Origin of the sequence: Pseudoalteromonas sp. SG43-3, from assembly GCF_014164385.1 — a bacterium.
Classification (GTDB): domain Bacteria; phylum Pseudomonadota; class Gammaproteobacteria; order Enterobacterales; family Alteromonadaceae; genus Pseudoalteromonas; species Pseudoalteromonas distincta.
On sequence record NZ_JACJFC010000007.1, the window covers coordinates 1 to 26,045 of the forward strand.

A 26,045-nucleotide genomic window follows, 5' to 3' on the forward strand; every position below is an offset into this window, starting at 1 on the left:
ACTCAAAGCATTGATGTACAAACCGATGCCAATGGTAACTGGAGTGCGACACCAACAGGCACATTAGCCGAAGGGAATTATAGCGTTAGCGCCAGCATCACCGATGCCGCGGGCAACACAGGTACCGGCACTGACAGTGGCGAAGTGGATGTAACTGCTCCTGAACTTGAAATTATTCCATCGTTTTTATTAGGTAATTTAGTTTCTCTTTCGGGGGATTCTGATTTACCAGGAGGCTCTGTAATCACTATTACAGAGTACCTAGTTGGTGGGTTAGTTGGCGCAACTTATACAGCAACGACAAATCCTGATGGTACCTGGGGGCTTGCAAACATAACAGTACCTTTACTAAACCTTGCCTATGTGACTGCCAGTGCAACGGATGCCGCTGGTAATGTCAGAACAATCAATACACTTGATTTTGATAACGTGGCACCAGACCTAACAGTTAGTGTCGATGCTTTATCTAATGACAGTACGCCAGTAATTAGCGGCACCACCGATATGGGGCAAGGCACTGTAATTAATATAACCGTGACTGATAGTGAAGGAGAAAGCCAAGCGTTTACTGCGACAGTTCAAGCCGGTGGCGACTGGTCAGCAGATGTACCAGCAGAGCTAGCGCAAGGTCAATACACTGTTGTTGCAGAGGTTAGAGACAGTGTTGGTAATTTAACAACGCAGCAGGCTCAAGGTGAAATAGATAGCGTTGCTCCTACATTAATTGTGAACGAAGTTAACGCGACAATAGATACAACCCCTACAATTTCAGGCACGAGTAATGAGATTGGTGCTGATGTAAGCATTATTATTGGTGGTCAAACACTAACAGCAACTGTGGGTACTGATGGCAATTGGCAAGTAGATGTCCCCGTAGCACTTGTTGATGGTGATTATACGGCTCAAGTAAGTGTTACCGATGACGCTAATAATATCAGCAACACGACAATTAATTTAACAATTGATACCCAAGTACCTGTTATTGTACTTAATGATATAACTGTATTTAACACTGAGACACCAATTATAAGTGGCACTACAACTGAACCACAGGATACGGTGGTCGATATAGTTATTACAGATAGCAACGGTGATATACATACTTTAACCGCAATAGTTGATACTAACGGCGATTGGCAAGTTACGGCGCCAAGCTTGCCTGATGGTAATTATGATGTAGAGGTAAGTATTACCGATGATGCTGGCAATCAAGGTGTGGATACAGGCTCGAGCTTTATTGATACTCAAGCACCAAGTATTACTATAAACGCATTAGGTACAATTAATGACAGCACGCCAACTATTTCAGGCACATCCAATGAACCTGAAAACACGAGTATTACAGTAACTGTGACCGATGGAGATAGTACCGAGACTTACACAACTGTTGTTGGTGCAGGTGGTGCTTGGACTGTAGATATTACAGATGCACTGACTGATGGTGAAGTTACAGTTTCTGCAAGTGTTACTGATGCCGCAGGGAATGAATCAGTTGCAAATAGTACCGCAACGTTAAATACCAATGCGCCTACAATTAATATTAATACAATTGTTGATACAAACGATCAAACACCAGCAATATCAGGCACAAGTAGTGCGGCAGATAACACAGAAATCACGGTTGTCATAACTGACGTTAATAACGTTTCACATACTGTAACTACAACTGTGGTAGGTGGGATCTGGAGTGTTGATGCGACAGATATTCTACCTGAAGGTGAATTTACTGTTTCGGCAAGTGTAACTGAAGGAGGCTTAACGAGTAATACAACAGGTAGCGGTGTTATCGATTTAACTCCACCAGCACTTAATATTACACCGCTTACAATTTCAAATGATACAACGCCAACAATTTCAGGCACAACTACAGCTCCACAAGGCGCCATAGTCGCTATTTTAATTACAGATAGCTTAGGTGTAGAGCAAACGGTTAATGCTACTGTTGGTGCAAATGGCACATGGTCAGTCGCTGCAAGTACAGAGTTGAGCGAGGGCACTTACACGGTTTTAGCTTCAACAACAGATACTGCAGGTAATCCTGTAAACACAAGTATTACAGGGGAAGTTGATATAACAGCACCTGTTGTGACTATTAACGATATTGCTGGAAGTACCGATCTAACTCCAGGTATTTCAGGAAGTGTGACAGGTGCTAATGTGGGTGATGCTGTTGCAGTGGTATTCACTGATGCACAAGGTAATGAGCACACTGTAAATACAACTGTTCAAACGGGTGGTATATGGTCTGTAGAGGCAAGTAATTCTCTTTCACAAGGAGATTATTCAGTTGAAGTATTTGTTACTGACAGCGCGGGTAATACCGGGGACGCAACAAATACAGCAACCATTGATACAATTGCTCCCGAAATTAGTATTAATCAAAGTTCATTAATACTTACCCAAGACAGCACGCCATTAATTAATGGCACATCAAACGAGCCAAATACAAACGTTTTAGTTACGTTTACGGACTCAGCTGGTGCATCGCATCAAATGACCGTTCAAACCGATGTGAATGGAGACTGGCAAGCGGCTGCTGATAATATTTTAGCAGAGGGGGTTTACAGTGTTAGTGCAACTATTAGCGATGCTGCGGGCAATACTTCAGTCGACAATAAAACCGGTGGTGAGGTTGATACTGTGGGACCAGAGCTAACAATTGTGCCTTCCTTCCTATTAGGTCAGTTGGTTTCTTTATCTGGTACATCTGATTTGGGCGAAGGTAAAACCGTTACGGTTACTCTAGAGCTTGCAGGTGATTTACTCGATTTAACATACGATGTAACCACAGATGCAAATGGTGATTGGGAGCTATTAGGCCTAGCAGTTAATGTTATTGGCTTATCGGTTGTTGAAGCTTCTGCAACTGATGATGCTGGTAATACAACCACTATAACTACGGCTGATGTAGACGCTTCAACCCCAGTACTGAATGCGGTGGTTGACTTTGTAACTGGAGAAGGCGATTTACCAATAATTAGTGGTACGACCGACCAAGCACCAGGCACTGAAGTGCTAGTTAGAGTGGTGGATAGCGAAAATGTAGTACAAGAGCTTACTGCAATAGTACAAGATGACAATACGTGGGTAGTACAGGTACCTCAATCATTGGCTGAAGGTACATTTAGCATAACAGTTGACGTATTAAGTGAGGTCGGCATTACTACCACGCAACTACTTGACGGAGTTGTAGATACAATATCGCCGACACTTGGCTTACAGGTTATTGGTACAACATCGGATTCAACGCCAATTATCCAAGGTACCAGTGATTTAATTAATGGTGTTGTTGAAATACAACTTGATGGTGGTTCAGTTTTAACCACTACGGTTAATGCAGCTGGATTATTTTCACTCGAGGTAGATGTACTAACTGAAGGGCAACATGTGGCTAATGTAAGCATTACAGATGAAGCAGAAAACGTAGTTACTGATACGCTTGAATTCGTCGTTGATACGCTAGTGCCAGTGGTTGGAATTTTACCACTGAGCATTAGCAACACTGATATATTAACAATTTCAGGTACATCGGAAGAAACACCCGGTACAGACATTGACGTAACAGTTATTGGTAGCAATGGTGATGAAACAGTATTTGATGCTGTAGTTGGTAGCGATGGCACGTGGTCATTAGTAACCACCAGCTTATCAGATGGTGTTTATGATGTGTATGCGAGTATTACTGATGCCGCAGGTAATACTGGGCAGTCAGTCATTGAACAAGTAACTATAGACACCATTCCACCAACGTTAGAAATAGACGCCTTTGGTGTACTTAATACATTAACGCCTACTATTACTGGCACCAGTGACGAAGAAATAGGTAGCTTAATTACGGTTAATGTTACCGACTCTACAAACACACTTTATGAAGTTACCACAACGGTATTAGGAGATGGCACGTGGTTTGTTGTTACCCCTTTACTTGCTGAGGGCGATTTAACCATAGAAGCTATTAGTATTGATGATGCTGGAAATATAGCCACAGTAACGCAAACTGGCACTGTTAGTACCACTTTACCGAGCCTACTAATCAATCCAATAATAGATACAAGCGATACAACCCCTACTATTAGTGGTACTACCGATGTAATAAACGGTAATGTAGAAGTCGTTATTACTGACAGTGACGGTACCGCTACCACTTATAATACAACGGCTATAGCAGGTATGTGGACTCTAATACCTACAACACCATTAGCTGAAGGCGCCTTTACTGTAAGTGCTACAGTTGAAGACTTAGGGCTTTCAAGCTCTACAAGTCTTGGTGGAATAATTGATTTAACACCACCAACAGTTGAAGTTGATCAATTATCTGTAACCAATAACCCGCTACCGACTATAACAGGTATAAGTGATGCACCAGCAGGTACAAATGTGAGTGTTGTTATTACTGATGCTAATAACGATTCACAAACTATTACCGCTCAAGTTTCAGGAAATGGCACATGGTCAGTAACAGCTACCACCGCGCTTAGTGAAGGTGGTTTTAGTGCTACTGCGACAGTGAGTGATGCTGCGGGTAACTCATCAAGCGATACTATGGTTTCAAGCACAGACTACACAGCGCCAACTGTAGTCATAGATCCAATATTGGTAGGGCAAGATACAACGCCTACTGTTACGGGGTCAGTTACTGGAAGCTTTGCAGGTGCAGCGGTTATAGTTATGTTTACTGATTCAGCTGGTGCCACTCACAATGTTCAAACAACAGTTGGAGCTGATGGGACGTGGAGTGTGACATCAGCAGAAGTACTTCCTGAGGGCAACTACAGCGTAGATGTAAGCATTGCTGATGGTGCAGGTAATATCGGTACGCAATCATCAAGTAGCGCAATTGACTCAGGTATTACAATTGACTCGGGGTTAGAGCTAACCGCAGATCAAACACCGCTTGTTACGGGGACTGCCGCTCCAGGTGAGTCTGTAACTGTTACCTTTAATGGTCCAACTGAAAGTATTGTATTAATAAAAACTGTTAATGCATCGGGTGTATGGAGTGCTACAGCTAATACTGACTTAGCTGATGGGGAGTACACAGTAACAGCCGTAGCAACTGATACATCAGGTAATACAACTTCAAGCGGTAGTATATCTGGATTGGTTATTGATACCACGCCAATAGGTTTTGAGGTTACTGATTTTAGTTCAGGAATATTAGGTATTGTACTCCCATCAGTTGAAGGGACAACAGAGCCAGATACTGAAGTATACATTATTGGCTCTTCGTTATTAGGCATTGACTTACTCGGTCTAGATTTAGATGTATTAGAACTTTCAAGGAGCTTTACTTCAGATAGCAATGGAGATTGGGGAGGGTTTTTAAACTTAGCCAACCTAAACATTGGTGGAGGGGAGCAATATTATTTTGTTACTGTTGATGAAGTCGGAAACTACTTGATTAAAAATACGGGTGACGAGGTAGAGCAGTCCGGCAATATTTACACCTCTGAATCAGGCTCAGGTGCTGGCGACATTATGCCAGCGTCATTTAGCGAAGAGTCAGCATTGGGTGATACGCAAGGTGATGAAGTGTTAAACACCGAAACCATTAATTTAGCAAATGTAGGAACAATAGCAAGCACGCCAGAACAGGTGGTAGGAGTTAGTGAAGCAGAACCACTAAGCATAAACGATGTAATAATTGACTCTGAAACAGAGCAGTTAGTTGCTTTAAATAATCTACTTGATGAAGAAGGCTCTGCAATTGCTTATACTCCAGCTCAAAGTGGGGGAAGCATTGATGCAGCAGCGCCTGCGGTTGATGTACAAAATCAATCGGAAGAGATGATTAAACACTTAATTGAAAGTAGTAATAATCAAACGGATATTTAATCTCAATAAAGCCCTCTTAATTATTAAGGGGGCTTACATTATTAAGAAAATTGATATTATTTGACTTGGTCATAATAAATCCTAAATGTGTAAACACATTTCAGGACGAGACAAGGACATTAAAAAAGCCTTATTGATAAATCAATAAGGCTTTTTTAATGTCAAATTTTGGGCTTACGCTTTTAAATTACGAACCAGTTTACTCTCGGTATTTACAGATTTACCGGCTTGGTCGTAGGTCATTGACGTTGGTGCGCCAATTAATATCTCTTTTAATTGTTTAACACTAAGTTGCGCTTGACGGGCAGCATGAGCATTAACATTATTTTGTTTTTGGCATTGCGCAAGTTGAGTTTTAACTTGGCTTATTAGCTCAGATATTTCAGGATTTTGTGTATCGTTACTGGCAATTAGCTTACTTAGCTCTTTATCTAGAGTGCTTAGCTTAGTTAAAAAAGACATTTTTTGTTGGGCAATTTCTTTTAAACCAGCACCACGTCGTGAGGCAATAGCAGTAAGCTCATCGTTTAATAGCGTATGCAAAGAATCTAAACAACTTACTTGTTGGTTTAGTTTTACGCTAATTAAACTATTATGATCAGCCATACACGTTAAACTCAAAATCAGCTAAGTTTTTAGCAAGCTTTTCACTATCCACTTGGTATTTACCTTCAGTTATTGCTTTTTTTAGCTCAGCAACTTTATCGCTGTCAAAGCCAGGCGATTGCTGCGCTTTATCTTGAAGCGTTTTTAATTGCTGTGCCTGCGGCGTTAAACTTACAGAATCACTAGCAGCTTTAGGCGAAGGGGCCTGAGCAGCTTGTGTATTTGCGTTATCTTTTTTTAAATCAACTTGTTGCTGCTTTGCATTTGTAAGCGCATTAGCTTGTTGATTACTGCCATTAACTTGATTAACCATAATAATAAACCCGTATATTACCCAACTTATGCCATGTTATCGGCATATACGTGGGATACTTTAGTATAAATCTAAATTAAATATTCACTTGAACAGACTCTACACCATCTACTCGCGCATTTAAAACTTTACCTGATTTTTTGTTTTTTATTTGTATCTGTTCGCCCAAAGTACCGTCTTCTAAAGCAATACCTGTGGTTTTAATTCTAAGGCCTCTGAGATTAGCGTAAATATTAACAGAGTCACCTTTACACACCATACAAATTTGGTTTAGTAATACTGGCATACCACTTCTAATATTTCGTTTACTTCTGCTGCCTATTAGCATTGTAGGGTCATCTAAGTACTGAATTCGTACAAAGTGAGTTGGTTTCATTTCAATACTTAAATGCGATTTAGTTATTACTTCACCACGAGTTAAATTAGCAGTGGCAACAACAACTGGGGCCATTTCAACAACTCTTACATGAACGTATTGAGCCCACGTTTGCGCATCATTGCACTTGGCTTGTAAGGTTACTTGGCGGTTAAATGGTGGCTCATCGGATGTTGATAATTCAAGCTCTGTATTACAGACACGATCAGGAATGCGACTGTCTAAAGGCAGAGCACTTAATTGAGTATTAGTATTTTGTAATGTACCAATTTGCTTAGCTATGTAAGCAACGGCCATGTCTTGTAATAAATCTTTACTAAACACTTTAGCTTGCAAAGGGAATACAAAGCACAAGCTAGTAACAAAATAAAAAACACTGTATCTTCTGATTTTTTTTAACAAACTCATAATGTTTCGACTATGCTTATGGTTTCAAACAGGGTATAAATATTTTGCGTCAAAAAGTAGACGCACCCGCGATGTTATGTAGCTTTATAAATAGAAAGCAATTATCGTTCCGTATTATTTGTTTTCTTTAGGAGATTTGAATGGCAGGCATTTTAGACTCAGTAAACCAACGCACACAGTTGGTTGGGCAGAACCGCCTAGAATTACTTTTATTTAAGCTCAGAGGGCGTCAGCGTTTTGGTATTAATGTATTTAAAGTGAGAGAAGTGCTGCAATGTCCTCCACTAACAAGCATGCCAAAATCTAATCCGTATATTCGTGGTGTTGCACATATTCGTGGTCAAACCATTTCGGTTATTGATTTATCAATGGCTGTAGGTGGGCGCCCAATCGACAACATTAAAGACAGCTTTATAATCATTGCTGAATACAATCGCTCTGTGCAAGGGTTTTTAGTGGGCGGAGTTGAACGTATTGTAAATATGAATTGGGAAAAAATAATGCCACCGCCATCAGGCGCCGGACGTTATTCATATTTAACGGCAGTGACCGAAATCGAAAATGAATTAGTGGAAATTCTCGATGTAGAAAAAATTCTCAACGAAATTTGCCCAGTAAACACAGAAGTAAGTGCTGAAGTTGCACAAAGTGGCGATATTCAAAAAGATTTAGGCGAACGTATCGTATTTATTGCAGACGACTCTGCTGTTGCGCGTAATCAAGTTAAACGTGCCCTAGAGCCGTTAGGCGTGCAAACAGAGCTTGCCAAAAATGGTAAAGAAGCACTTATAAGATTAAAAGAAATAGCAGAGCTTGATTGTAAAAACGATATTACTGAGCGGGTAGCGTTACTCATCTCAGACGTTGAAATGCCAGAAATGGACGGCTATACCTTAACAGCTGAAATAAAAGCAGATCCCAAACTTGCACCTTTGCATGTTATTTTGCATACCTCTCTGAGTGGTGTTTTTAACCAAGCGATGATTGAAAAAGTAGGGGCTGATGACTTTATTGCTAAATTTAACCCAGACGAATTAGCAACAGCGGTTAAAAAGTGGGTTCATTGTGATTAACAAAAATAGGTGCTACTAACTTGAATAATAAAGATTTGCAGCAAAGTGAATACGACCAGTTTCGTTCGTTTTTAGAGCAGCAATGCGGCATTGTTTTAGGTGAAAATAAACAGTATTTAGTTAAAAGCCGACTTGCTCCGTTAATGACTCGATTTAATGTGGGATCTTTATCGGAGTTGGTTAGTAAAACACTTGGGCCTCACGAGCGGCAATTAAGAGCCGCTGTAGTTGATGCAATGACCACAAACGAAACTTTGTGGTTTAGAGATCAATACCCATTTGAGTTGCTCCAAAATAAGCTTTTTCCTGAGTTTAAAGACTTAAGGAGGCCTTTAAAAATTTGGTCTGCTGCCAGCTCGTCAGGACAAGAACCCTATTCAATAGCTATGTCAGTAGCTGAATTTAACGCCAAGCAACCAGGTGTGCTTCGTATGGGGGCACAAATTATTGGTACCGATATATCTAATACCATGCTTGATATGTGTAAAAATGCAGAATATGACGCGCTTGCACTTGCCAGAGGGTTATCTGCAGAGCGTCGTAAAAAGTTTTTTAAAGACAGCGGCAATGGTATGGCACAAGTAAACGATACAATAAAAAAACAAGTTAGTTTTAGGCACCTAAACCTGCTTGATTCTTACGCGTTAATGGGCAAGTTTGATATTATTTTTTGCCGTAATGTACTTATTTACTTTGCGCCTGAAATAAAAGCTAAAATTATTAATCAGTTTGCACAAGCATTAAACCCAAAAGGGTATTTATTTTTAGGCGCGTCAGAGTCCCTAACAGGCCTAAGTACTGAATATGATATGGTTAGATGCAACCCCGGTATCATTTACCAAAAGAAATAACTAAGTTAATCCATTTCCCTAAAACGACGCCCTCAGCGTCGTTTTTCTATTTAGATACATAACCTTATAAAAATATAACACTTACTAATATTAATGGCTTATTTTTTGCTTTATTCATGGGTAAGTCAATTTTTTGGAGAAGGTTATGGCTATCAGTTTTGATAAAGCATTAGGTGTGCATCCGCAAGCCATGTTGATACGTTCACAGCGAGCAGAATTAATTGCAACTAATATAGCTAACGCTGATACGCCTGGCTATAAAGCAAAAGATATAGACTTTGCCTCAGCTTTAAAAGCGGCAAGGTCAACTCAGCAAAGCGGCAATACTATGGTAAGAACTAATGATAAACACATTGGTGGAGGTACTCGTAGTATGGGCAGCTCTGAATCATTTCGTTCGCCAAATCAATCAGATACAGGCGATGGTAACTCGGTTGATATACAAGTGGAACGAAACTTGTATACACAGAATGCTATGGAGTATCAGGCCAGCTTGCAATTTTTAAGCGGCAGATTCAAAGGTCTGAATAAAGCTCTCGGTAGTCAAGGATAAAAATTATGAGTTTATATAATGTTTTCGATATTGCAGGTTCGGGTATGAGCGCACAAAATGTTCGCTTAAATACCACAGCTAGTAATATCTCTAATGCTAATACCATTAGTTCATCTCAAGATAAAACGTACCGAGCGCGCCAACCTGTATTTGCGGCTGAGCTAACAAAAGCTTCAGCATCAGCAAGTAACCAGCAGGGCTCCGCAGTTGGTGTTAAAGTTTTGGGCATTGTTGAAAGCGATGCTCCATTACAAATTGAATATAACCCAAACCATCCAAGTGCGGATGAAAATGGCTATATCTATAAACCCAACGTTAATGTTGTAGAGGAGATGGCAAATATGATTTCTGCCTCTCGTTCTTACCAAACAAACGTGCAAGTTGCTGATGCAGCTAAGCAAATGCTAAGTAAAACACTGTTGCTAGGGCAGCGGTAACCGAGGGTAGGTTATGAGTAACGATATTAGTACATCTTCATCCTATTTAGACTCTATACGCTGGCAAGAGCAACAAGTTGCTACCAGTGATAATGAGAGTGATGCGTTAACACAAGAAGACTTTTTCTCTTTGTTAACTCAGCAATTATCGTATCAGGATCCCAGTAACCCTGCGGATAATGACCAAATGATTGCTCAAATGACCAGCTTTACGATGGCGCAAGGGATTACAGATTTAAATACTAACTTTGAATCTTTAGCCTCTTCAATGACATCTAATTCAGCACTGCAAGCATCTACACTTGTAGGCAAACAAGCTTTACTAGAGTCAAACACCCTGGATTTAAATGAAACAGGTGATGCCAGAGGCTCTGCAGTGGCAGAAGAAGCCGTTGATAACTTAAAAATTAAAGTTACTGATGCATCAGGTCAGCTAGTAAGAACTATTGATATGGGTTCTCAGCCAGCAGGTGCGGTACGTTTTGCGTGGGATGGCAAAAATGAAGCTGGTGAGCGTTTACCTGAAGGTGAATACTCAGTAACCGCAGAAGGAAGTACTGACGGTGAATTTTCAAGCTTACCCATTGCTACATTTAAGAACATTGAAAGCGTTAATATTAATGGCTCAAGTGGCATTATTATTAACACTAAAGAAGGTGCGGTTAGGTTGACAGACGTCGCAGAAATCGCGTAATAAATTTTAATTATACTTCGCCTGTCAGCAGGCTAAATATTAACAGGTTAGAGGTGAATTATGAGCTTCAATATTGCATTAACTGGCTTAGCTGCCGCACAAAAAGATTTAGACGTAACTGCAAATAATATTGCAAACGTTAATACCACAGGTTTTAAAGAGTCACGCGCTGAGTTTGCCGATGTTTACGCATCGTCAGTATTTAGCTCTGGTAAGACTAAAAATGGTGACGGTGTGCAAACAACCATGGTTGCGCAGCAGTTTCATCAAGGCTCACTACAATTTACAAATAACTCACTTGATTTAGCAATCACTGGTGAAGGTTATTTTGCGATGACAGACGATTTATCTTCGCAAGATTTAACATATACACGTGCGGGTGCATTTAAGCTTAACCAAGATAACTTTATGGTTGACGCAAAAGGTAACTTTTTACAAGCATTCCCTGTTGACTCATCTACAGGTGATACAACGTCGGTAAGTTTGAGCACAACTGATCCAATTCAAATCCCTGATTCGTCTGGTTCACCTCGCGCAACAGAAAATGTATTTTTGTCGTTTAACTTAGATGCAACAGCAGATGCTCCGGGTATTGCTTTTGACCCAACATCTAGTGGTACTTATAACTCATCTACGTCAACAACGGTATATGATTCACTAGGTGAACCACACATTTTACAATACTTTTTTGCTAAAGAAGATGATGCCGCAGCAGGTGGTACAGATAACAGTTGGGAAGTATACGCAACACTCGATGGCAAAGTAGTTGATGCCACAACTGGTGGAGAACAAACAACGACACCTTATACACCACTGACCACCCTAGGTTTTAACTCAAGTGGTTTACCATCAACAACAGGCGGTGTAGCAAATACAAATACAACTACTTTTGATGAAATACTACTACCAGCGGGTTCTGGTACTGGCTTATCAACATTACTAGACAATGGTGCAACTTTCCCAGGTACTGGTATTGAGCTTAACTGGCGCGATGAAAACAACACAGCTGGACGTATCCCAACTCAGTATTCAAGTGGTTTTGAAGTAAAAGCACTCGATCAAGATGGCTCAACAGTAGGTCGTTTAGCCGGAATTGATATAGGAACAGACGGTAAAATTGTCGCTTCTTACAGTAATGGTGACTCAACATTCCTAGGCCAAGTGGCTATGGTACGTTTTCCAAATTCACAAGGGTTATCACAAGTGGGTGATACAAGCTGGAAGCAAAGTATTGATTCAGGTGAACCTGTAGCGGGTGAAGCCGGTTCGGGTACGTTTGGTGGAATTAACTCATCAGCGCTTGAGCAATCAAATACTAATCTTACAAACGAGCTTGTAGACTTAATTACTGCACAGCGTAATTACCAAGCAAACTCACGTGCGCTTGAAGTTAACTCAACTATTCAGCAAAGTATTTTGCAGATTCGATAAGCTAAACCCCATTAAATATATTAGGCTGCATTTTTGCAGCCTTTTTTATAAGTCCTCTTTGTAAGCCCTTCTAAATACCTCTCAATGTTGCGTCAAATTTAATCTGGCACCTATTTTGCATTTATAAGTTCAGAGATTTTTTATGTGAGTCGATACTATGGACAAAATGGTCTACATTGCGGCCTCTGGCGCTAAGCAAAGCCTACAAGGGCTTGCGCTTAAAGCCAATAATTTGGCGAATGCAAATACAACAGGATTTAAAGCTGACTTTGCCCAGGCGCGTTCTATGCAAGCGTTTGGCGAAGGTTTGCCTACACGTGTATTTTCAATGCAAGAGCGTCCGGGTTCAAACATGGTATCGGGTGGCATTGTTCAAACCGGGCGAGACTTAGATATCGCGATGAGCGATAATGCATGGCTTGCTGTGCAAGATGCCTCCGGTAATGAAGCTTACACAAAAGTGGGTACGTTAAACATTACTGCTCAAGGCATGCTCGTAACCAGCCACGGTCGTCAAGTTATTGGCGAAGGGGGACCTGTTATTTTACCCGTCCCAGTCGAAAAAATAGGGTTTAGCCAAGATGGCGCTATTCAAGTTCGACCGCAAGGCGCTCCCGCTAACTTTTTAGAAGAAATAGACACGCTTAGAGTGGTAGAAGCAAATAGCTCCCAGCTCGAAAAAGGTAACGATGGTTTATTCAGACCAAAAGCAAATGTAACAGTAGATACCTCTGCCAATGTAAAAGTTTTAAGTGGTTCGCTTGAAATGTCAAATGTGAACCCTGTTCACGAAATGGTCGACATGATAAGCCACCAGCGCCAATTTGAATTACAAGTGAAATTAATGAAAACAGCTGAAGAAATTGACGAGCGTCAAGATCAGTTATTACGCATAGTTTAACTTTAAAGTGAGGACACGATTATGAATCCAGCATTGTGGATCAGTAAAACTGGGCTAGACGCTCAACAAACCGATATATCGGTTATCTCAAATAATTTAGCGAATGCGAGTACCGTAGGTTACAAAAAAAGCCGCGCTATATTTGAAGATTTACTTTATCAAAATATTAATCAACCAGGTGGTCGTTCATCGCAAGATACCGAAATGCCGTCGGGCTTAATGTTAGGTGCGGGTGCTAAAGTTGTAGCTAACCAAAAAGAGTTTACGCAAGGCAACATGTTGACCACCGAAAACTCACTAGATTGGATGATTTCTGGCGAAGGTTTTTTTGAAGTACTGCAACCAGATGGCAATATTGCTTACTCGCGCAATGGTCAGTTTACTACCGATGGCGATGGACGAATTGTAACATCGGGCGCAGGTTACGTTATTCAGCCAGAAATGAATGTACCTGATGACGCGCAATCAATTACGGTTTCGCAAGACGGCGAAGTATCTGTACGTGTTGCAGGCCAAGCCGATAACGTTGTAATTGGTCAGCTGACTATTAGTGACTTTATTAATCCATCGGGTCTTGAGCCAATTGGTCAAAACCTTTATACCGAAACGGCTGTAAGTGGTGCGCCTGTACAAGGTAATCCTGGTGTTGAAGGGTTAGGTAGTATTATTCAAGGCTCACTCGAAACATCTAACGTAAATGTGACTGAAGAGCTGGTAAATCTAATAGAAACTCAGCGTATTTACGAAATGAACTCAAAAGTAATTTCGGCCGTTGACGAAATGATGAGTTATATCAATCAACAGCTTTAATAGAATAGGGGGAATTATGCGTAATATTATTTTATTTGCAGCGGGCACATTATTTTTAAGTGGCTGTATGTCTACGCAAAATAGTGAGGTAGTGCAGGACGACCCTTACTACGCACCTATGTACCCCGAGCCCATTTTAGAGCCGCTGGTAGCCACAGGTTCATTGTTTAATACTCATACATCAAACGACTTATATTCCGATAAAAAAGCGCTACGTACTGGCGATATAATTACGGTTAAATTGCAAGAGTCTACTCAAGCAACAAAGGCCGCTAAAACAGAAACAGACAAAGAAACTGACGCAAGCTTAGACCCAGTGATTGGCTTAGGTGGTCTACCTGTAAATATAGGTGGCGATAGTATCCAGTTTGGTATTGGCAGCGATTCGTCGTTTACGGGTGATTCAAAATCAAACCAGTCAAACAGCTTAGTGGGCGATATTTCGGTTAATGTAATGCGCGTTTTACCTAACGGTAATTTAGTTATACGCGGCGAAAAATGGCTAACGCTTAATACCGGTGAAGAGTTTATTCGTTTAGAAGGGCTAGTACGCCCGCAAGACGTAAGCGCCGATAATACGGTTGAATCAAATCGTATTGCTAATGCACGTATTCAATACTCAGGTAAAGGGCAAACGCAAGAGGCGCAAAGTCCTGGTTGGCTTACACGTTTCTTTAGCAGTTCGCTGTTTCCATTTTAGAGGGTAACAACATGAATAGCCTTAAAGCTTTATGTTTAGTTGTGTTATTAGGTTGGCAGTTTACTGCCAGTGCTGAGCGCATAAAAGATGTGTCTATGGTTGAAGGCGTACGCTCTAACCAATTAGTCGGTTATGGCTTAGTAGTTGGTTTGCCAGGCACTGGCGAGCAAAACTCATACACACAACAAAGTTTTAGAGGCATGTTGAACAGCTTTGGTATTACGCTACCCTCAACTCAAAGCCCTAAAATTAAAAATGTTGCCGCTGTGGCGGTACATGCAGAATTACCTGCATTTAGAAAGCCTGGGCAAGCAATCGATATTACGGTTTCTTCTATTGGTAGTGCAGGCAGCTTACGTGGCGGTACTTTACTACAAACTTTTTTAAAGGGTGTAGACGGTAACGTGTACGCAATTGCACAAGGTAGTTTAATTGTCGGTGGCTTAGGCGCACAAGGCCTTGATGGTAGTAGAGTTGTAATTAACACCCCTACAGTTGGTCGTATACCAAATGGCGCTACAGTTGAGCGCGCCGTGGAAAGCCCATTTATGCAAGGCGATTACATTACTTTTAATTTAAACCGCCCAGACTTTACAACGGCAAAACGCCTAGAAAAAACAATTAATGACTTAGTTGGCCCAAATAGCGCACAGGCAATTGATTCTGTTTCTATTCGTGTTATAGCTCCACGCGATGCATCCCAGCGTGTATCGTACTTATCAACACTCGAAAACTTAGAATTTAAGCCAGCTGATATGGCCGCTAAAATTATAGTTAACTCGCGCACAGGTACAATTGTAATTGGTAAAAACGTTAAGCTTCAGCCTGCCGCTATAACTCACGGTGGCTTAACAGTAACAATTGCAGAACAACAAAATGTGTCACAACCAAACCCGCTAGCAAACGGTGATACTGTTGTCACGCAGCAGAGCATTATTGATGTAAATCAAGATGACTCGCGCGCCTTTGTATTTAATCCAGGTGTAAGCCTTGACGATTTAGTTCGCGCAATTAACGAAGTAGGCGCAGCGCCTGGCGACTTAATGGCTATTTTAGAAGCACTAAAAGAAGCCGGCGCAATTAACGGACAGCTCGTTGTTATATAAATAACTCAAGCCAATAAATAACGTATTACTTAAGCCCTATATTTTTGAAATTAGGGCTTTTTATTTACAGCAACTTAAGTTTATTATTTTTATCTTCCTTGTTTTATCTGTAGTGGCTCAATTTTTGCATTTTTAACTGTATTATTCATTTTGTGTCAAAAAGCCGATGGAAACTAATCACCTCGATAAACAAAACTTTTTTGATTTAGGCAACTTAGATTCACTTCGTAAAGAAGCCTTAACGAGTGGCGATGCATCAACTGATGCCTCTAAAGCTGCGCTCAAAAAAGCGGCCGCACAATTTGAAGCTATTTTTACGCAAATGTTGCTCAAAGGAATGCGTAAAGCTAACGAAGCATTTGAAGACAAAGACAGCCCATTTAATTCAAGTGGCGTAAAGTTTTTTGAAGAAATGCACGATCAGCAACTTTCAACAGAGCTTTCATCAAATGGCTCGTTAGGCCTTGCCGATCTAATAGTTCAGCAGTTATCGCCTGAGTCTAAAAACTTTATGCCAGGCTCGGTGCTTAGAACAACCAACGATATTTTTAGCGATACGCAAGTCGGTTCCGCTCTTCCTCATGAGCAAAAAAATAAGCAACCCGATCTTATCGTTAAGAGTACTAAAGCCGATATTGCTGAGCCTAAAGTCGATACTGCAGAGACTAAAACCTATAGCCCAACATTTAAAAATGCAGAAGAGTTTGTAAGTTCAGTGTGGGAACACGCTAAAACGGCAGCGCAAAAAATTGGTTTAAATCCTGCGGTAATGGTTGCACAAGCGGCACTTGAAACCGGTTGGGGTAAACACATTATTAATAAAAGTGACGGTGGCAGCTCAAATAACTTGTTTAATATTAAGTCAGATAAAAGCTGGGAAGGTGATAAAGCAAGCAAAATAACGCTTGAGTTTGAGCAAGGTACACCCGTTAAAAAACAAGCCAGCTTTAGAGCCTACGATTCAATTAAAGACAGCGTGAACGACTTCGTTGATTTTTTAACGCAAAACCCACGCTACAAAGAAGCATTACAAAATACAGCTAAACCAAACGACTTTTTAGATTCATTACAAAAAGCAGGTTATGCAACCGATCCAAATTATGCCAGCAAAATAAAAAAAGTGCTCAATAGCAGTCAGCTAAAAGACATTGCGGCAAACGTGATCCGCCAAGGAGTAGAGTAACATGTCGTTTAATTTATTGAACATTGCCAGTTCTGGGGTTAGAGCAAGCTCGGAGCTACTGCAAACGACAAGTAAAAATATCGCCAATGTAAATACCGAAGGCTATGTGCGTGAGCGTACAGAGTTTACCACTATGGTTGATAACCAAGTGGGGCGAGGCGAAACATACCGATTATTAAACGAGTTTGCTCAGTCACAGCTAAATCGTGACACCTCTAATAAATCGTTTTTCGATCAGTTTATTACTGAGGCTAATCGGGTTGATACTATTTTCTCTGAAGAGTCGAACAACCTTTCGACTGGTATTAACTCTTTATTTAATAACGTGCAAGAGGCGTTAAATCAGCCTTCGTCTACTGTTGCTCGCTCATTAGTAATGACAGATGCGCAAAGTTTAATTGATCAAATGGATAGGCTTTCGGGCATCGTGCTTGATCAAAAAAGTATAGTAAACGAGCAGCTCGAAATATTTTCAGATGAAGCAAACTCACTCATTCAAAGTATTAGTACGCTAAATCAAAATATTGCAGCAGTTAATGGCACTAATAACGCCGCAGATGCCAGCTCTACCTATAACGAACGCGATAAAGCAATACGCGACTTGTCAGAGCTAATAGACATAGAAACGCTTGATGGTCCAAATGGCGAAAAACTCGTTTTTATGGGCACAGGCGAAGCGGTTGTTATGCAAAATGGCGCATTTAACTTATTTTCGATGACAGGGGATCCTGATCCTAACTTTAAAGAATTCACGCTTGACGTTAATGGTGGCAAAGCTGTGCCGCTTGAAGTTGATGTAAGCAAGCTTAAAGGCAAAATTGGCGGTTTACTTGCTTTTAGAGATGACATATTAGTCCCTGCGCAAAACCAAATTGGTCAAATGGGCTTAGCTATTGCTGATGCATTTAACGAACAAAACAAATTGGGTATGGATGCAACAGGTCAGCTAGGGGGTAATATTTTTAATATACCTACCGTTGGCGCATATGCGTATCAAGCTAACACGGGCACTGCTGGTATGACTGCAACGGTAGAGCCAGGTAAGGGCAGTGAACTTCCTGCCAGTGACTTTATTATTACCTATACAGGCAATGCCAACGAAGTAAGTATTCAGCCTATAGATAACAAAGGCGATCCGCTGGGGCAGCCTTCACTTGCTGATATATCGTCAGGTGTTATTGATTCATCGACTATAACCTCAGGCGAATCATTTGGTCTTCAAGTAAATGTATCTGGGGCTGGTGTTGAGGGGGATCAATTTCAAATAAAGCTTAATTCAGATGCTGCTTCAAGTATTACACTTGCAACAGGGCGCGCAGAAGATTTAGCACTAGCATCGCCAATCCGTACTGCTAACGATTTAAATAATATAGGTACCGCTACTATTTCAGCGGGAGAAGTAACAAGTGTTACCTCCGGTGGATTTACTTCAACACCAAGCTTAACAAACGGTGAAATAACGCTTGTTAAAACAGGTAATGCTAACGAATATCAAATTACAGATAATAGCGGAACGAGCACTTTTACTATTACGCCTCCTGCAAAAGGAATGTTATCGCAAGCGGGTGCTCCATTTGATACCTACGGATTCGATTTTGATATAGAAGGTACACCAGCAACAGGCGATACCTTTACACTTGAGTTTAACGAAGGCGGCTTTGACGATAACCGTAATGGTTTAAAATTAGCTGATTTACAAAATGGTGAGTTAGTCCGTTTAAATGTAGAAACAACAGCAACGGCCGACAACCATAAAACGTTCAACCAAGCTTATTCAGGATTAGTGAGTGATATAGGTGTTATAACTGGCCAAGCAATCACAAGTGGGGCTGCATTTGATGCTCTAGCACAGCAATCTGAGGCATGGTACGAGTCGTTATCGGGTGTAAACCTAGATGAAGAGGCCGCAAATTTACTGCGTTTTCAACAATCATATTCAGCATCAGCACAAGTTTTAGCAGCAGCTCAAGAAATTTTTGACACCTTATTAAATGCGGCGAGGTAATTATGCGTTTATCAAATAATTTAATGTACCAAAACAACATAAATAAAATACTCGACAACCAACAAGGTGTTGCAAATGCTCAAGAGCGAGTAACAACAGGTGAAAAGTATTTAACCACTTCAGAAGCGCCAGCTGCTATTTCGCAAGCTATGCTGTATTCAAATAAAATACAAACGAATGAGCAATACACTAAAAATATCGATCAGCTAAATGGCCGCCTAGAAACAGAAGAAAGCGTATTACAAAGTATAAATAGTAATATTCAACAAGCGCAAGAGCTCACTATTCAGGCTGGTAATGGTGTTTATACTAAGGACGATTTAAAGACGTTTGCATCAGAACTTAGTGGCATTCAACAAACGTTAGCTAACTTAATGAACACCCGATCAGAAGACGGTAAATTTATATTTTCAGGATACCAAGACAGCACGCAGCCTTATCAGTTTGATTCTGCAGCGGGTATGTACACCTATAATGGCGACCAAGGCCAGCACCAAATAACTATAGCTGAAGGGGTATCAATTAAAGCGAGTGATAACGGCTTTGATACGTTTGAAAAAACTAACGCGCGATTAAATGTAGAATCTAACACGGCAAGTGTTTCAGGCTCTATTACAGCGGCAAGTGTATATGTTGACGGCCAAGCTGAGTTTGATAAGTTTCATCAAGCAAATTACAACGCAGACCCAACAGCTCTAGCAACTGCAAATACATATAGTGTATTAGTAAGCCCAGGTGCTACAGCAACAGATCCACAAACCTACGAAATATACCGAGACGGCGCAGCATTAACCCCCGCAGTAACAGGTGAAGTTACTGATGAGCCTATCGATTTTGCAGGTATGAAAATTGAATTTGAAGGCACTGCACCAGGCCAACTCGATTTTAGCCTTGAAAAACCAGGCAAAGAAAACGTACTCAATACACTACAAGCACTTATTACCGGCCTTAACGATGGCACACTTGAAGGTGATGACTTTCAGCAAGTACTTGCTGATGGCTTAGTGCAATTACAAAACGCCAGTGAGCAAGTCGTGTTTACCCAAGCAAGTTTAGGTGGGCGTATGAATGCACTTGAAAGAGTAAGTGATTCAAACTTAGCACTCGATATTCAAAATAAAAGTAATCGCTCTAACTTAGTTGAAGTTGATATGGCAGAAGCTATTAGCGAACTGACTAAGCAAGAAACGGCACTGCAAGCATCGCAAGCAACTTTTGGTCGCTTAACTAACCTTTCATTATTCGATTACTTATAAGCAGATTATAAGCAGAAATACCTTGCCGCTTTACCTACTTTAAAGCGGCAATATTTTGCGGCAAAAATTGGCTACAAAACCGCGGCAAAAAAATGTCACTCCCTTCTAAACAACTTCACTCTTTATTTACAATTCAATAAATTATATATTTTCACCTAAAAAACAATGGCTTAAAAATTAATTAAAGTTGGCACAGTAAATGCTTTTCTTATTGTAAGAAATTATCGAACAGTGGTTCCTGTTAAATCGTGTTGAACCACACTCTGTTTAAACCTAGGAGATGGTAAAATGGCATTAACAGTAAATACTAATGTGTCGTCACTAAACGCACAACGTAACTTAACTAAATCTGGCGAAGGCTTAGCAACTTCGATGGAGCGTTTGTCATCAGGTATGCGTATTAATAGCGCAAAAGATGATGCCGCCGGCCTACAAATTTCAAACCGGTTGACTACTCAGATTAACGGTCTAGCGGTTGCGCAGCGTAATGCTAACGATGGTATTTCAATGGCACAAACTGCTGAAGGTGCTATGAATGAATCTACTAATATTCTCCAACGTATGCGAGAGTTAGCTCTTCAATCAGCGAATGGTTCAAACTCCGCTTCTGATCGAGAGGCATTACAAAAAGAGGTTTCGGCATTACAGACCGAATTAACTCGAATATCAGATACTACCTCTTTTGGTGGGCAACAGCTGCTTAATGGTGACTTTGGCACTAAGCAGTTTCAAGTAGGGGCTAATGCAAATGAAACTATTTCTTTGTCATTAAATAGTGTTGCGGCAAGTGATATTGGTATTCAGTCATTTGATTTAGCTGGGACTGCTGCTGGCTTAGGTGAAGCTGGAGTTGCGGCAGCTGATGCAAGCTCAGTAACGGCTAATGGTGTTACAGCCGGTGGTCTAACTTTAGTTGGTAAGGATGGTGCAAACACACCTGTTACAAATGCAGCCGGTGCAAGTGCAAATACTATTGCCGATTCTATAAATGCTAATCAAGAATCTACTGGTATTACCGCAGATGCGAGAACTCAAGTTGAACTTTCAGGGTTGAGCAATGCAGGAGCCTTATCGTTTAAAATAAATGGTAATGTTATTTCAGCAAACCCAACATCAACAACAGATATGACTGCTATAGCTAATGCAGTAAACGCTCGAGCCGGTGAAACAGGTGTTTCTGCAGCCGTTGCTGAGACAGGGAATTTAATTCTAACGGATGAATCTGGTGAGAATATAAAGATTGAAGACTTTTTAGATTCCACAGGAACAGGAACTATTGTAGCTAAAGGTGTCGAATATGATGGAACAATTGGTGCAACAGCAATAACTTTAACTGGTGGTGGTAATGACTCTACTTCAGTTGCCGGTACCATTAGACTATCCTCTACTCAGGCTTTTTCTGTTACTGCTGGGGATGTAACATTAGGTGCAGATACCGCCGCTAATGTATCTGAATTAGATACTGTTGGATCTATAGATATTCAAACCCAATCAGGTTCACAAAATGCGCTATCTATAATTGATGGTGCAATTGCTCAGATTGATAGTCAAAGAGCTGATTTGGGTGCTGTGCAAAATCGTTTTGGCCATACAATTAGTAACCTAGCAAATATATCTGAAAATGTTTCTGCATCACGAAGTCGTATTCAAGATACAGACTTTGCGACAGAGACAGCGCATATGACTAAAAACCAAATATTGCAACAAGCAGGGACTTCAATTCTTTCTCAAGCTAATCAAATACCTCAGGCGGCTATTAGCCTTCTTGGCGGTTAAGTTTAATCTTGTTTTTTAAATATTTAAAAAAGGCTAATATCATAGCCTTTTTTTATGGGGATAAATTATGGGAATTAAGGAAAAAATTAGCAGAGCTAGTGAGCTATACAAACAAAGGGAATTTGACCTACTATCTGTATTATTAGAGCAGATATTAAAAAAAAATTCGAATCTTTTTGACGCGCTTCATTTAAAAGCTCTCATGCAGCATCAGCTCGGCGAGTTAGATGAGTCTATAAATATTTTTAATCGGTTAATAAAAAAAACTCCCTACAGAGCTTCGCTTTTTAATAACCTAGGTAATGTTTTTGTTGATAAAAAAGAATTCAAATCAGCAGAAAATAGCTACCATAAAGCACTGCAGATTAAAAAAAATTACTGTGAAGCTTTAATTAACCTAGCAAATACTCAAAAAAGGTTGAGTAAACACATTGATGCCGAGAAAAACTTCCAAAAAGCTATTCAAAGTAATCCAATTGAAGCTAAGTATTTACTAGACTTTAGTATTTTCCTTACAGAGCAAGGACGTTTCCATGACGCACTTAACCTGCAATTAAAAATTTTAGAAATTGATTCAAAGCAATCAGAAGTTTACTTTCAGATATTCAGTAACTTTATGTTTCTACATCAATATGAAGATGCTCTTGAGTTCGCTGATATTGGCTTAATGAGCCACCGGCTTGATGACTTTCAATTATGTGAGTTATTAATAGGTAAAGCTATTTTATTTTGGCTTTTCGATAATGATATTGAAGGAATGCAGGCTATATTGTTAAGTGAAAAAATACATACTATTGAGTCTAAAAATTTAAACTTAAAAAATCATCGTATTTTCCACCACTACCTCAAGCAACTATTTATATATCGTCAATCGAATCAGTTTAGCTATACAGCAGAAATACAACCCAGCATTTACTTTATATCTGAAAGTAATGGTTTTGCACCTAATGGAATGACAGTAAAATATCAAAATAAGAAAAATACAGTAAAGTCTCTTTTTATTACTGGTACAAAAATATTTCACCTGATAGGTGATTACAACCAGTACAAATCCAGCCTAAAAGTTGTTTTTAGCGGTCTGCCTAAAAGTAGTACTATTATTCTAGGTTTTGGTGAAATTGATTGCAGGGTTAACGAAGGCATATTTAATTACAGTTTAAAGCATGGTAAAGATCCTTTGTTAGTGGTTGATTTCATGCTAGAAAAATATTTTAATATGCTAAAAGAAGAAAATAAAAATAGGCATACTTTTATTATATATGGTGTTCCTTCCCCGCACCCCCAAGCTATATTGAGTCTTGATGTTAACAAAAAAAATGAATTTAAGCTTTTAATTGCCTACTTTAACTCTAAACTTAAAAAACTTTGTAAAACTAATTCCATGCCTTTTTTAGATGTGTACAAATTAACTGACGACAATGGCGTAAGTAATCTTAAGTATCATATAGATGTTCATCATGTTAAACCGAATACTGTTTCTGAACTTTTCGAATTACAAAAATAAATAAAAATACAAAAAAGATTAAAGTTATTTTTTTTGCTGCCGTTAACCTAATCAGTAAGGAGCTTGAACATATAATTGTGATAGCTCTTGGTTAAACTTAAACAGCAACATTACGAAAGTAATCAGGAGTTTTATTATGATTTCAGTAAATACAAACGTATCTTCACTAAACGCTCAACGTAACCTTTCAGCTTCAGGTTCTGACCTTGCAACGTCAATGGAGCGTTTATCATCGGGTATGCGTATAAATAGCGCAAAAGATGATGCGGCAGGTCTGCAAATTTCAAACCGTTTAACTTCACAGGTAAATGGTTTAGCGGTTGCACAACGTAACGCTAACGACGGTATCTCAATGGCGCAAACGGCTGAAGGTGCAATGAATGAGTCTACCAACATACTACAACGTATGCGTGAACTTGCATTACAATCATCTAATGGTTCAAACTCAGCTACTGACCGTGAAGCATTACAAAAAGAAGTTTCAGCGTTACAAACAGAACTAACACGCATTTCAGATACGACTTCGTTTGGTGGGCAGCAATTGCTAGATGGTAGCTTTGGTACAAAACAATTCCAAGTTGGTGCTAATGCTAACGAAACAATTTCTGTATCTTTAAAGAATATTAGTGCGAGTAACATTGGTGTACAGTCATTCGATTTGGCTGGTACCGCTGCCGGCTTAGGTGAAGCAGGTACTGCTGGTGCAACTGCAGCAACAAACGGTAATGGTGTTACTAATGGTGGTCTTACGTTAGTAGGTAAAGATGGTGCTAATACTCCTATTACAAATGCTGCGGGAGCTAGCGCTTCTACCATTGCCGATTCTATAAATGCTAATCAAGCAGATACCGGTATAACAGCTGATGCTCGTACGCAAGTTGAACTTTCTGCGTTAAGTAACTCAGGAGCGTTATCTTTCAGCTTAAACGGAAGCGTTATTTCTGCTAATCCAACATCAACAACAGATATGGCTGCAATTGCCGATGCTGTTAACGAAAGAGCTGGCGAAACAGGGGTTTCGGCTCAGGTTGCAGAAACTGGTAACCTAATATTAACTGATGAGTCTGGTGATGATATTAATATTGAGGATTTCGTTGATTCTACAGGAGCAGGCACAATAGTAGCTAAAGGTGTAGAATATGATGGAACAGTTGGTGCAACAGCAATAACCTTAACTGCTGGCGGTACTGCGGACTCTACATCAGTTGCTGGGAGTATTCGATTATCATCTACTCAAGCGTTTTCTGTAACATCAGGTGATGTAACTTTAGGTGCAGATACTGCAGCGAATGTTTCTGCATTGGATACTATTGGTGATGTTGATTTATCTACAGCTTCAGGCTCTCAAAATGCGTTGGCTGTTATTGATGGTGCGATTGCTCAAATCGATAGTCAGCGAGCAGATTTAGGTGCGGTACAAAATCGATTGGATTTTACTATCAGTAACCTCTCTAATATCTCAGAAAACGTATCTGCATCACGCAGTCGTATTCAAGATACTGACTTTGCAACTGAAACTGCAGAGATGACGAAAAACCAAATCTTGCAACAAGCGGGTACATCAATCTTGTCGCAAGCGAATCAGTTGCCACAAACAGCACTTAGCTTATTAGGTTAATAAGTCAAAAGTAATAGCTTAATGGTTAGCTAACTAATACATAAAGTCAGTATTAGTATTCTAAAAAAGGAGGTGGCTTTAGCTACCTCCTTTTGTGGTTTAAGAATATAAACTAAGCTATTGTTGGTTTAATTAAGTACACATAGGAATCTGTTATGAATACAATTACTTCAAACGCAGAAATTACAACATTACCGACTCCCATTGCTGGTGATGATAAGCAAATAGGACAAGCTGCTCACTCTTTAACTGAGCGAGCAATTGATGATGTAAAGCAGACGGATGCACAAAATCAACAAAAATTACAGCAAAATCAATACAACAATAATAATCAAGATGAAAAAGCTCAGCCGTTAGAACGCGAACAGCTAGAACAAATGGCGCAACAATTGCAGGATTTTATGGGTGAAATGAACCGCAGCTTACAATTTAAAGTTGATGAAGATTCAGGCCGCGATGTGATTAAAGTGCTCGATAAAAACAGTGGCGAAGTTATTAAGCAATACCCTTCTGAGGAAGTATTAAGTTTAGTGTCTAAACTGTCTGAATCTGCAGGAATTTTAATTGACCAAACAGTTTAGTTGGTAGTTGTAATTACCAATATTAAGT

Annotated in this window: 21 protein-coding genes; 18 read left to right on the top strand and 3 right to left on the bottom strand. The window is 40.0% G+C overall.

Features of this window, described 5'->3' with window-relative positions; genetic code table 11:
* Positions 1 to 5,835: Ig-like domain-containing protein (locus tag H5157_RS07825; protein WP_182724504.1), on the top strand; the 5,835-nt coding region annotated here is incomplete at its 5' end.
* Positions 5,836 to 6,009: 174 nt separating this feature from the next.
* Here the strand turns inward: H5157_RS07825 and flgN are convergent.
* From flgN to flgA, 3 genes are all read right to left on the bottom strand, one after another.
* The gene (flgN, locus tag H5157_RS07830) at positions 6,010 to 6,441 is read right to left on the bottom strand and encodes a flagellar protein FlgN (RefSeq protein WP_182672290.1); all 432 of its coding nucleotides are present in this window, start codon (positions 6,439 to 6,441) and stop codon (positions 6,010 to 6,012) included.
* Positions 6,434 to 6,754 carry a flagellar biosynthesis anti-sigma factor FlgM gene (flgM, locus tag H5157_RS07835; protein ID WP_002959436.1) on the bottom strand — a complete coding sequence of 107 codons (321 nt, stop codon included), beginning with the start codon at positions 6,752 to 6,754 and terminating at the stop codon, positions 6,434 to 6,436. Before flgM ends, flgN begins: the two co-directional genes overlap by 8 nt.
* 76 nt (positions 6,755 to 6,830) lie before the next feature.
* Positions 6,831 to 7,538 (bottom strand): flagellar basal body P-ring formation chaperone FlgA, encoded by a 708-nt coding sequence (gene flgA, locus H5157_RS07840; protein ID WP_007581857.1) that lies wholly within the window; start codon positions 7,536 to 7,538, stop codon positions 6,831 to 6,833.
* Positions 7,539 to 7,678: 140 nt separating this feature from the next.
* Here flgA and H5157_RS07845 point away from each other — a divergent pair, with 140 nt between their 5' ends.
* From H5157_RS07845 to H5157_RS07925, 17 genes are all read left to right on the top strand, one after another.
* Complete coding sequence (locus H5157_RS07845) at positions 7,679 to 8,611, top strand: chemotaxis protein CheV (RefSeq protein WP_007581858.1); 933 nt, start codon at positions 7,679 to 7,681, stop codon at positions 8,609 to 8,611.
* 20 nt (positions 8,612 to 8,631) lie between these two features.
* Entirely contained in the window at positions 8,632 to 9,462 is an 831-nt protein-coding gene (locus H5157_RS07850) for a protein-glutamate O-methyltransferase CheR (RefSeq protein ID WP_024599234.1), read from the top strand.
* Positions 9,463 to 9,607: 145 nt separating this feature from the next.
* The gene (flgB, locus tag H5157_RS07855) at positions 9,608 to 10,015 is read left to right on the top strand and encodes a flagellar basal body rod protein FlgB (protein WP_182724505.1); all 408 of its coding nucleotides are present in this window, start codon (positions 9,608 to 9,610) and stop codon (positions 10,013 to 10,015) included.
* Positions 10,016 to 10,020: 5 nt separating this feature from the next.
* The gene (gene flgC, locus H5157_RS07860; protein ID WP_010553247.1) at positions 10,021 to 10,452 is read left to right on the top strand and encodes a flagellar basal body rod protein FlgC; all 432 of its coding nucleotides are present in this window, start codon (positions 10,021 to 10,023) and stop codon (positions 10,450 to 10,452) included.
* Between the two features lie 13 nt (positions 10,453 to 10,465).
* Positions 10,466 to 11,146 carry a flagellar hook assembly protein FlgD gene (locus tag H5157_RS07865; RefSeq protein WP_002959427.1) on the top strand — a complete coding sequence of 227 codons (681 nt, stop codon included), beginning with the start codon at positions 10,466 to 10,468 and terminating at the stop codon, positions 11,144 to 11,146.
* A gap of 60 nt (positions 11,147 to 11,206) precedes the next feature.
* A complete protein-coding gene (gene flgE / locus H5157_RS07870) occupies positions 11,207 to 12,577 on the top strand; it encodes a flagellar hook protein FlgE (RefSeq protein WP_182724506.1) in 1,371 nt (456 codons plus the stop codon).
* 157 nt (positions 12,578 to 12,734) lie between these two features.
* Complete coding sequence (locus H5157_RS07875) at positions 12,735 to 13,478, top strand: flagellar basal body rod protein FlgF (protein ID WP_024589964.1); 744 nt, start codon at positions 12,735 to 12,737, stop codon at positions 13,476 to 13,478.
* Between the two features lie 21 nt (positions 13,479 to 13,499).
* The gene (flgG, locus tag H5157_RS07880) at positions 13,500 to 14,288 is read left to right on the top strand and encodes a flagellar basal-body rod protein FlgG (protein WP_002959420.1); all 789 of its coding nucleotides are present in this window, start codon (positions 13,500 to 13,502) and stop codon (positions 14,286 to 14,288) included.
* A 16-nt stretch (positions 14,289 to 14,304) separates the two neighbouring features.
* Positions 14,305 to 14,988 (top strand): flagellar basal body L-ring protein FlgH, encoded by a 684-nt coding sequence (gene flgH, locus H5157_RS07885; protein WP_002959418.1) that lies wholly within the window; start codon positions 14,305 to 14,307, stop codon positions 14,986 to 14,988.
* Between the two features lie 11 nt (positions 14,989 to 14,999).
* The gene (locus tag H5157_RS07890; RefSeq protein WP_182693935.1) at positions 15,000 to 16,094 is read left to right on the top strand and encodes a flagellar basal body P-ring protein FlgI; all 1,095 of its coding nucleotides are present in this window, start codon (positions 15,000 to 15,002) and stop codon (positions 16,092 to 16,094) included.
* A gap of 166 nt (positions 16,095 to 16,260) precedes the next feature.
* Complete coding sequence (gene flgJ / locus H5157_RS07895; protein ID WP_182724507.1) at positions 16,261 to 17,277, top strand: flagellar assembly peptidoglycan hydrolase FlgJ; 1,017 nt, start codon at positions 16,261 to 16,263, stop codon at positions 17,275 to 17,277.
* Position 17,278: 1 nt separating this feature from the next.
* Complete coding sequence (flgK, locus tag H5157_RS07900; protein WP_182724508.1) at positions 17,279 to 19,282, top strand: flagellar hook-associated protein FlgK; 2,004 nt, start codon at positions 17,279 to 17,281, stop codon at positions 19,280 to 19,282.
* A gap of 2 nt (positions 19,283 to 19,284) precedes the next feature.
* A complete protein-coding gene (gene flgL / locus H5157_RS07905) occupies positions 19,285 to 20,538 on the top strand; it encodes a flagellar hook-associated protein FlgL (RefSeq protein ID WP_182712646.1) in 1,254 nt (417 codons plus the stop codon).
* Between the two features lie 288 nt (positions 20,539 to 20,826).
* Positions 20,827 to 22,314 (top strand): flagellin, encoded by a 1,488-nt coding sequence (locus H5157_RS07910; RefSeq protein WP_182712647.1) that lies wholly within the window; start codon positions 20,827 to 20,829, stop codon positions 22,312 to 22,314.
* Positions 22,315 to 22,381: 67 nt separating this feature from the next.
* Entirely contained in the window at positions 22,382 to 23,818 is a 1,437-nt protein-coding gene (locus tag H5157_RS07915) for a tetratricopeptide repeat protein (protein WP_182724509.1), read from the top strand.
* 133 nt (positions 23,819 to 23,951) lie between these two features.
* The gene (locus H5157_RS21055; protein ID WP_182712670.1) at positions 23,952 to 25,436 is read left to right on the top strand and encodes a flagellin; all 1,485 of its coding nucleotides are present in this window, start codon (positions 23,952 to 23,954) and stop codon (positions 25,434 to 25,436) included.
* 155 nt (positions 25,437 to 25,591) lie between these two features.
* Positions 25,592 to 26,017, top strand: a complete 426-nt coding sequence (locus H5157_RS07925) for a flagellar protein FlaG (RefSeq protein WP_182712649.1) — start codon at positions 25,592 to 25,594, stop codon at positions 26,015 to 26,017.
* The last annotated feature ends 28 nt before the right edge of the window (positions 26,018 to 26,045 follow it).

Bases quoted from the DNA above. Each gene is read 5' to 3' on its own strand.
- flgN (WP_182672290.1), bottom strand. From the start codon at position 6,441: ATGGCTGATCATAATAGTTTAATTAGCGTAAAACTAAACCAACAAGTA.
- flgM (WP_002959436.1), bottom strand. From the start codon at position 6,754: ATGGTTAATCAAGTTAATGGCAGTAATCAACAAGCTAATGCGCTTACA.
- flgA (WP_007581857.1), bottom strand. From the start codon at position 7,538: ATGAGTTTGTTAAAAAAAATCAGAAGATACAGTGTTTTTTATTTTGTT.
- H5157_RS07845 (WP_007581858.1), top strand. From the start codon at position 7,679: ATGGCAGGCATTTTAGACTCAGTAAACCAACGCACACAGTTGGTTGGG.
- flgB (WP_182724505.1), top strand. From the start codon at position 9,608: ATGGCTATCAGTTTTGATAAAGCATTAGGTGTGCATCCGCAAGCCATG.
- flgC (WP_010553247.1), top strand. From the start codon at position 10,021: ATGAGTTTATATAATGTTTTCGATATTGCAGGTTCGGGTATGAGCGCA.
- H5157_RS07865 (WP_002959427.1), top strand. From the start codon at position 10,466: ATGAGTAACGATATTAGTACATCTTCATCCTATTTAGACTCTATACGC.
- flgE (WP_182724506.1), top strand. From the start codon at position 11,207: ATGAGCTTCAATATTGCATTAACTGGCTTAGCTGCCGCACAAAAAGAT.
- H5157_RS07875 (WP_024589964.1), top strand. From the start codon at position 12,735: ATGGACAAAATGGTCTACATTGCGGCCTCTGGCGCTAAGCAAAGCCTA.
- flgG (WP_002959420.1), top strand. From the start codon at position 13,500: ATGAATCCAGCATTGTGGATCAGTAAAACTGGGCTAGACGCTCAACAA.
- flgH (WP_002959418.1), top strand. From the start codon at position 14,305: ATGCGTAATATTATTTTATTTGCAGCGGGCACATTATTTTTAAGTGGC.
- H5157_RS07890 (WP_182693935.1), top strand. From the start codon at position 15,000: ATGAATAGCCTTAAAGCTTTATGTTTAGTTGTGTTATTAGGTTGGCAG.
- flgJ (WP_182724507.1), top strand. From the start codon at position 16,261: ATGGAAACTAATCACCTCGATAAACAAAACTTTTTTGATTTAGGCAAC.
- flgK (WP_182724508.1), top strand. From the start codon at position 17,279: ATGTCGTTTAATTTATTGAACATTGCCAGTTCTGGGGTTAGAGCAAGC.
- flgL (WP_182712646.1), top strand. From the start codon at position 19,285: ATGCGTTTATCAAATAATTTAATGTACCAAAACAACATAAATAAAATA.
- H5157_RS07910 (WP_182712647.1), top strand. From the start codon at position 20,827: ATGGCATTAACAGTAAATACTAATGTGTCGTCACTAAACGCACAACGT.
- H5157_RS07915 (WP_182724509.1), top strand. From the start codon at position 22,382: ATGGGAATTAAGGAAAAAATTAGCAGAGCTAGTGAGCTATACAAACAA.
- H5157_RS07925 (WP_182712649.1), top strand. From the start codon at position 25,592: ATGAATACAATTACTTCAAACGCAGAAATTACAACATTACCGACTCCC.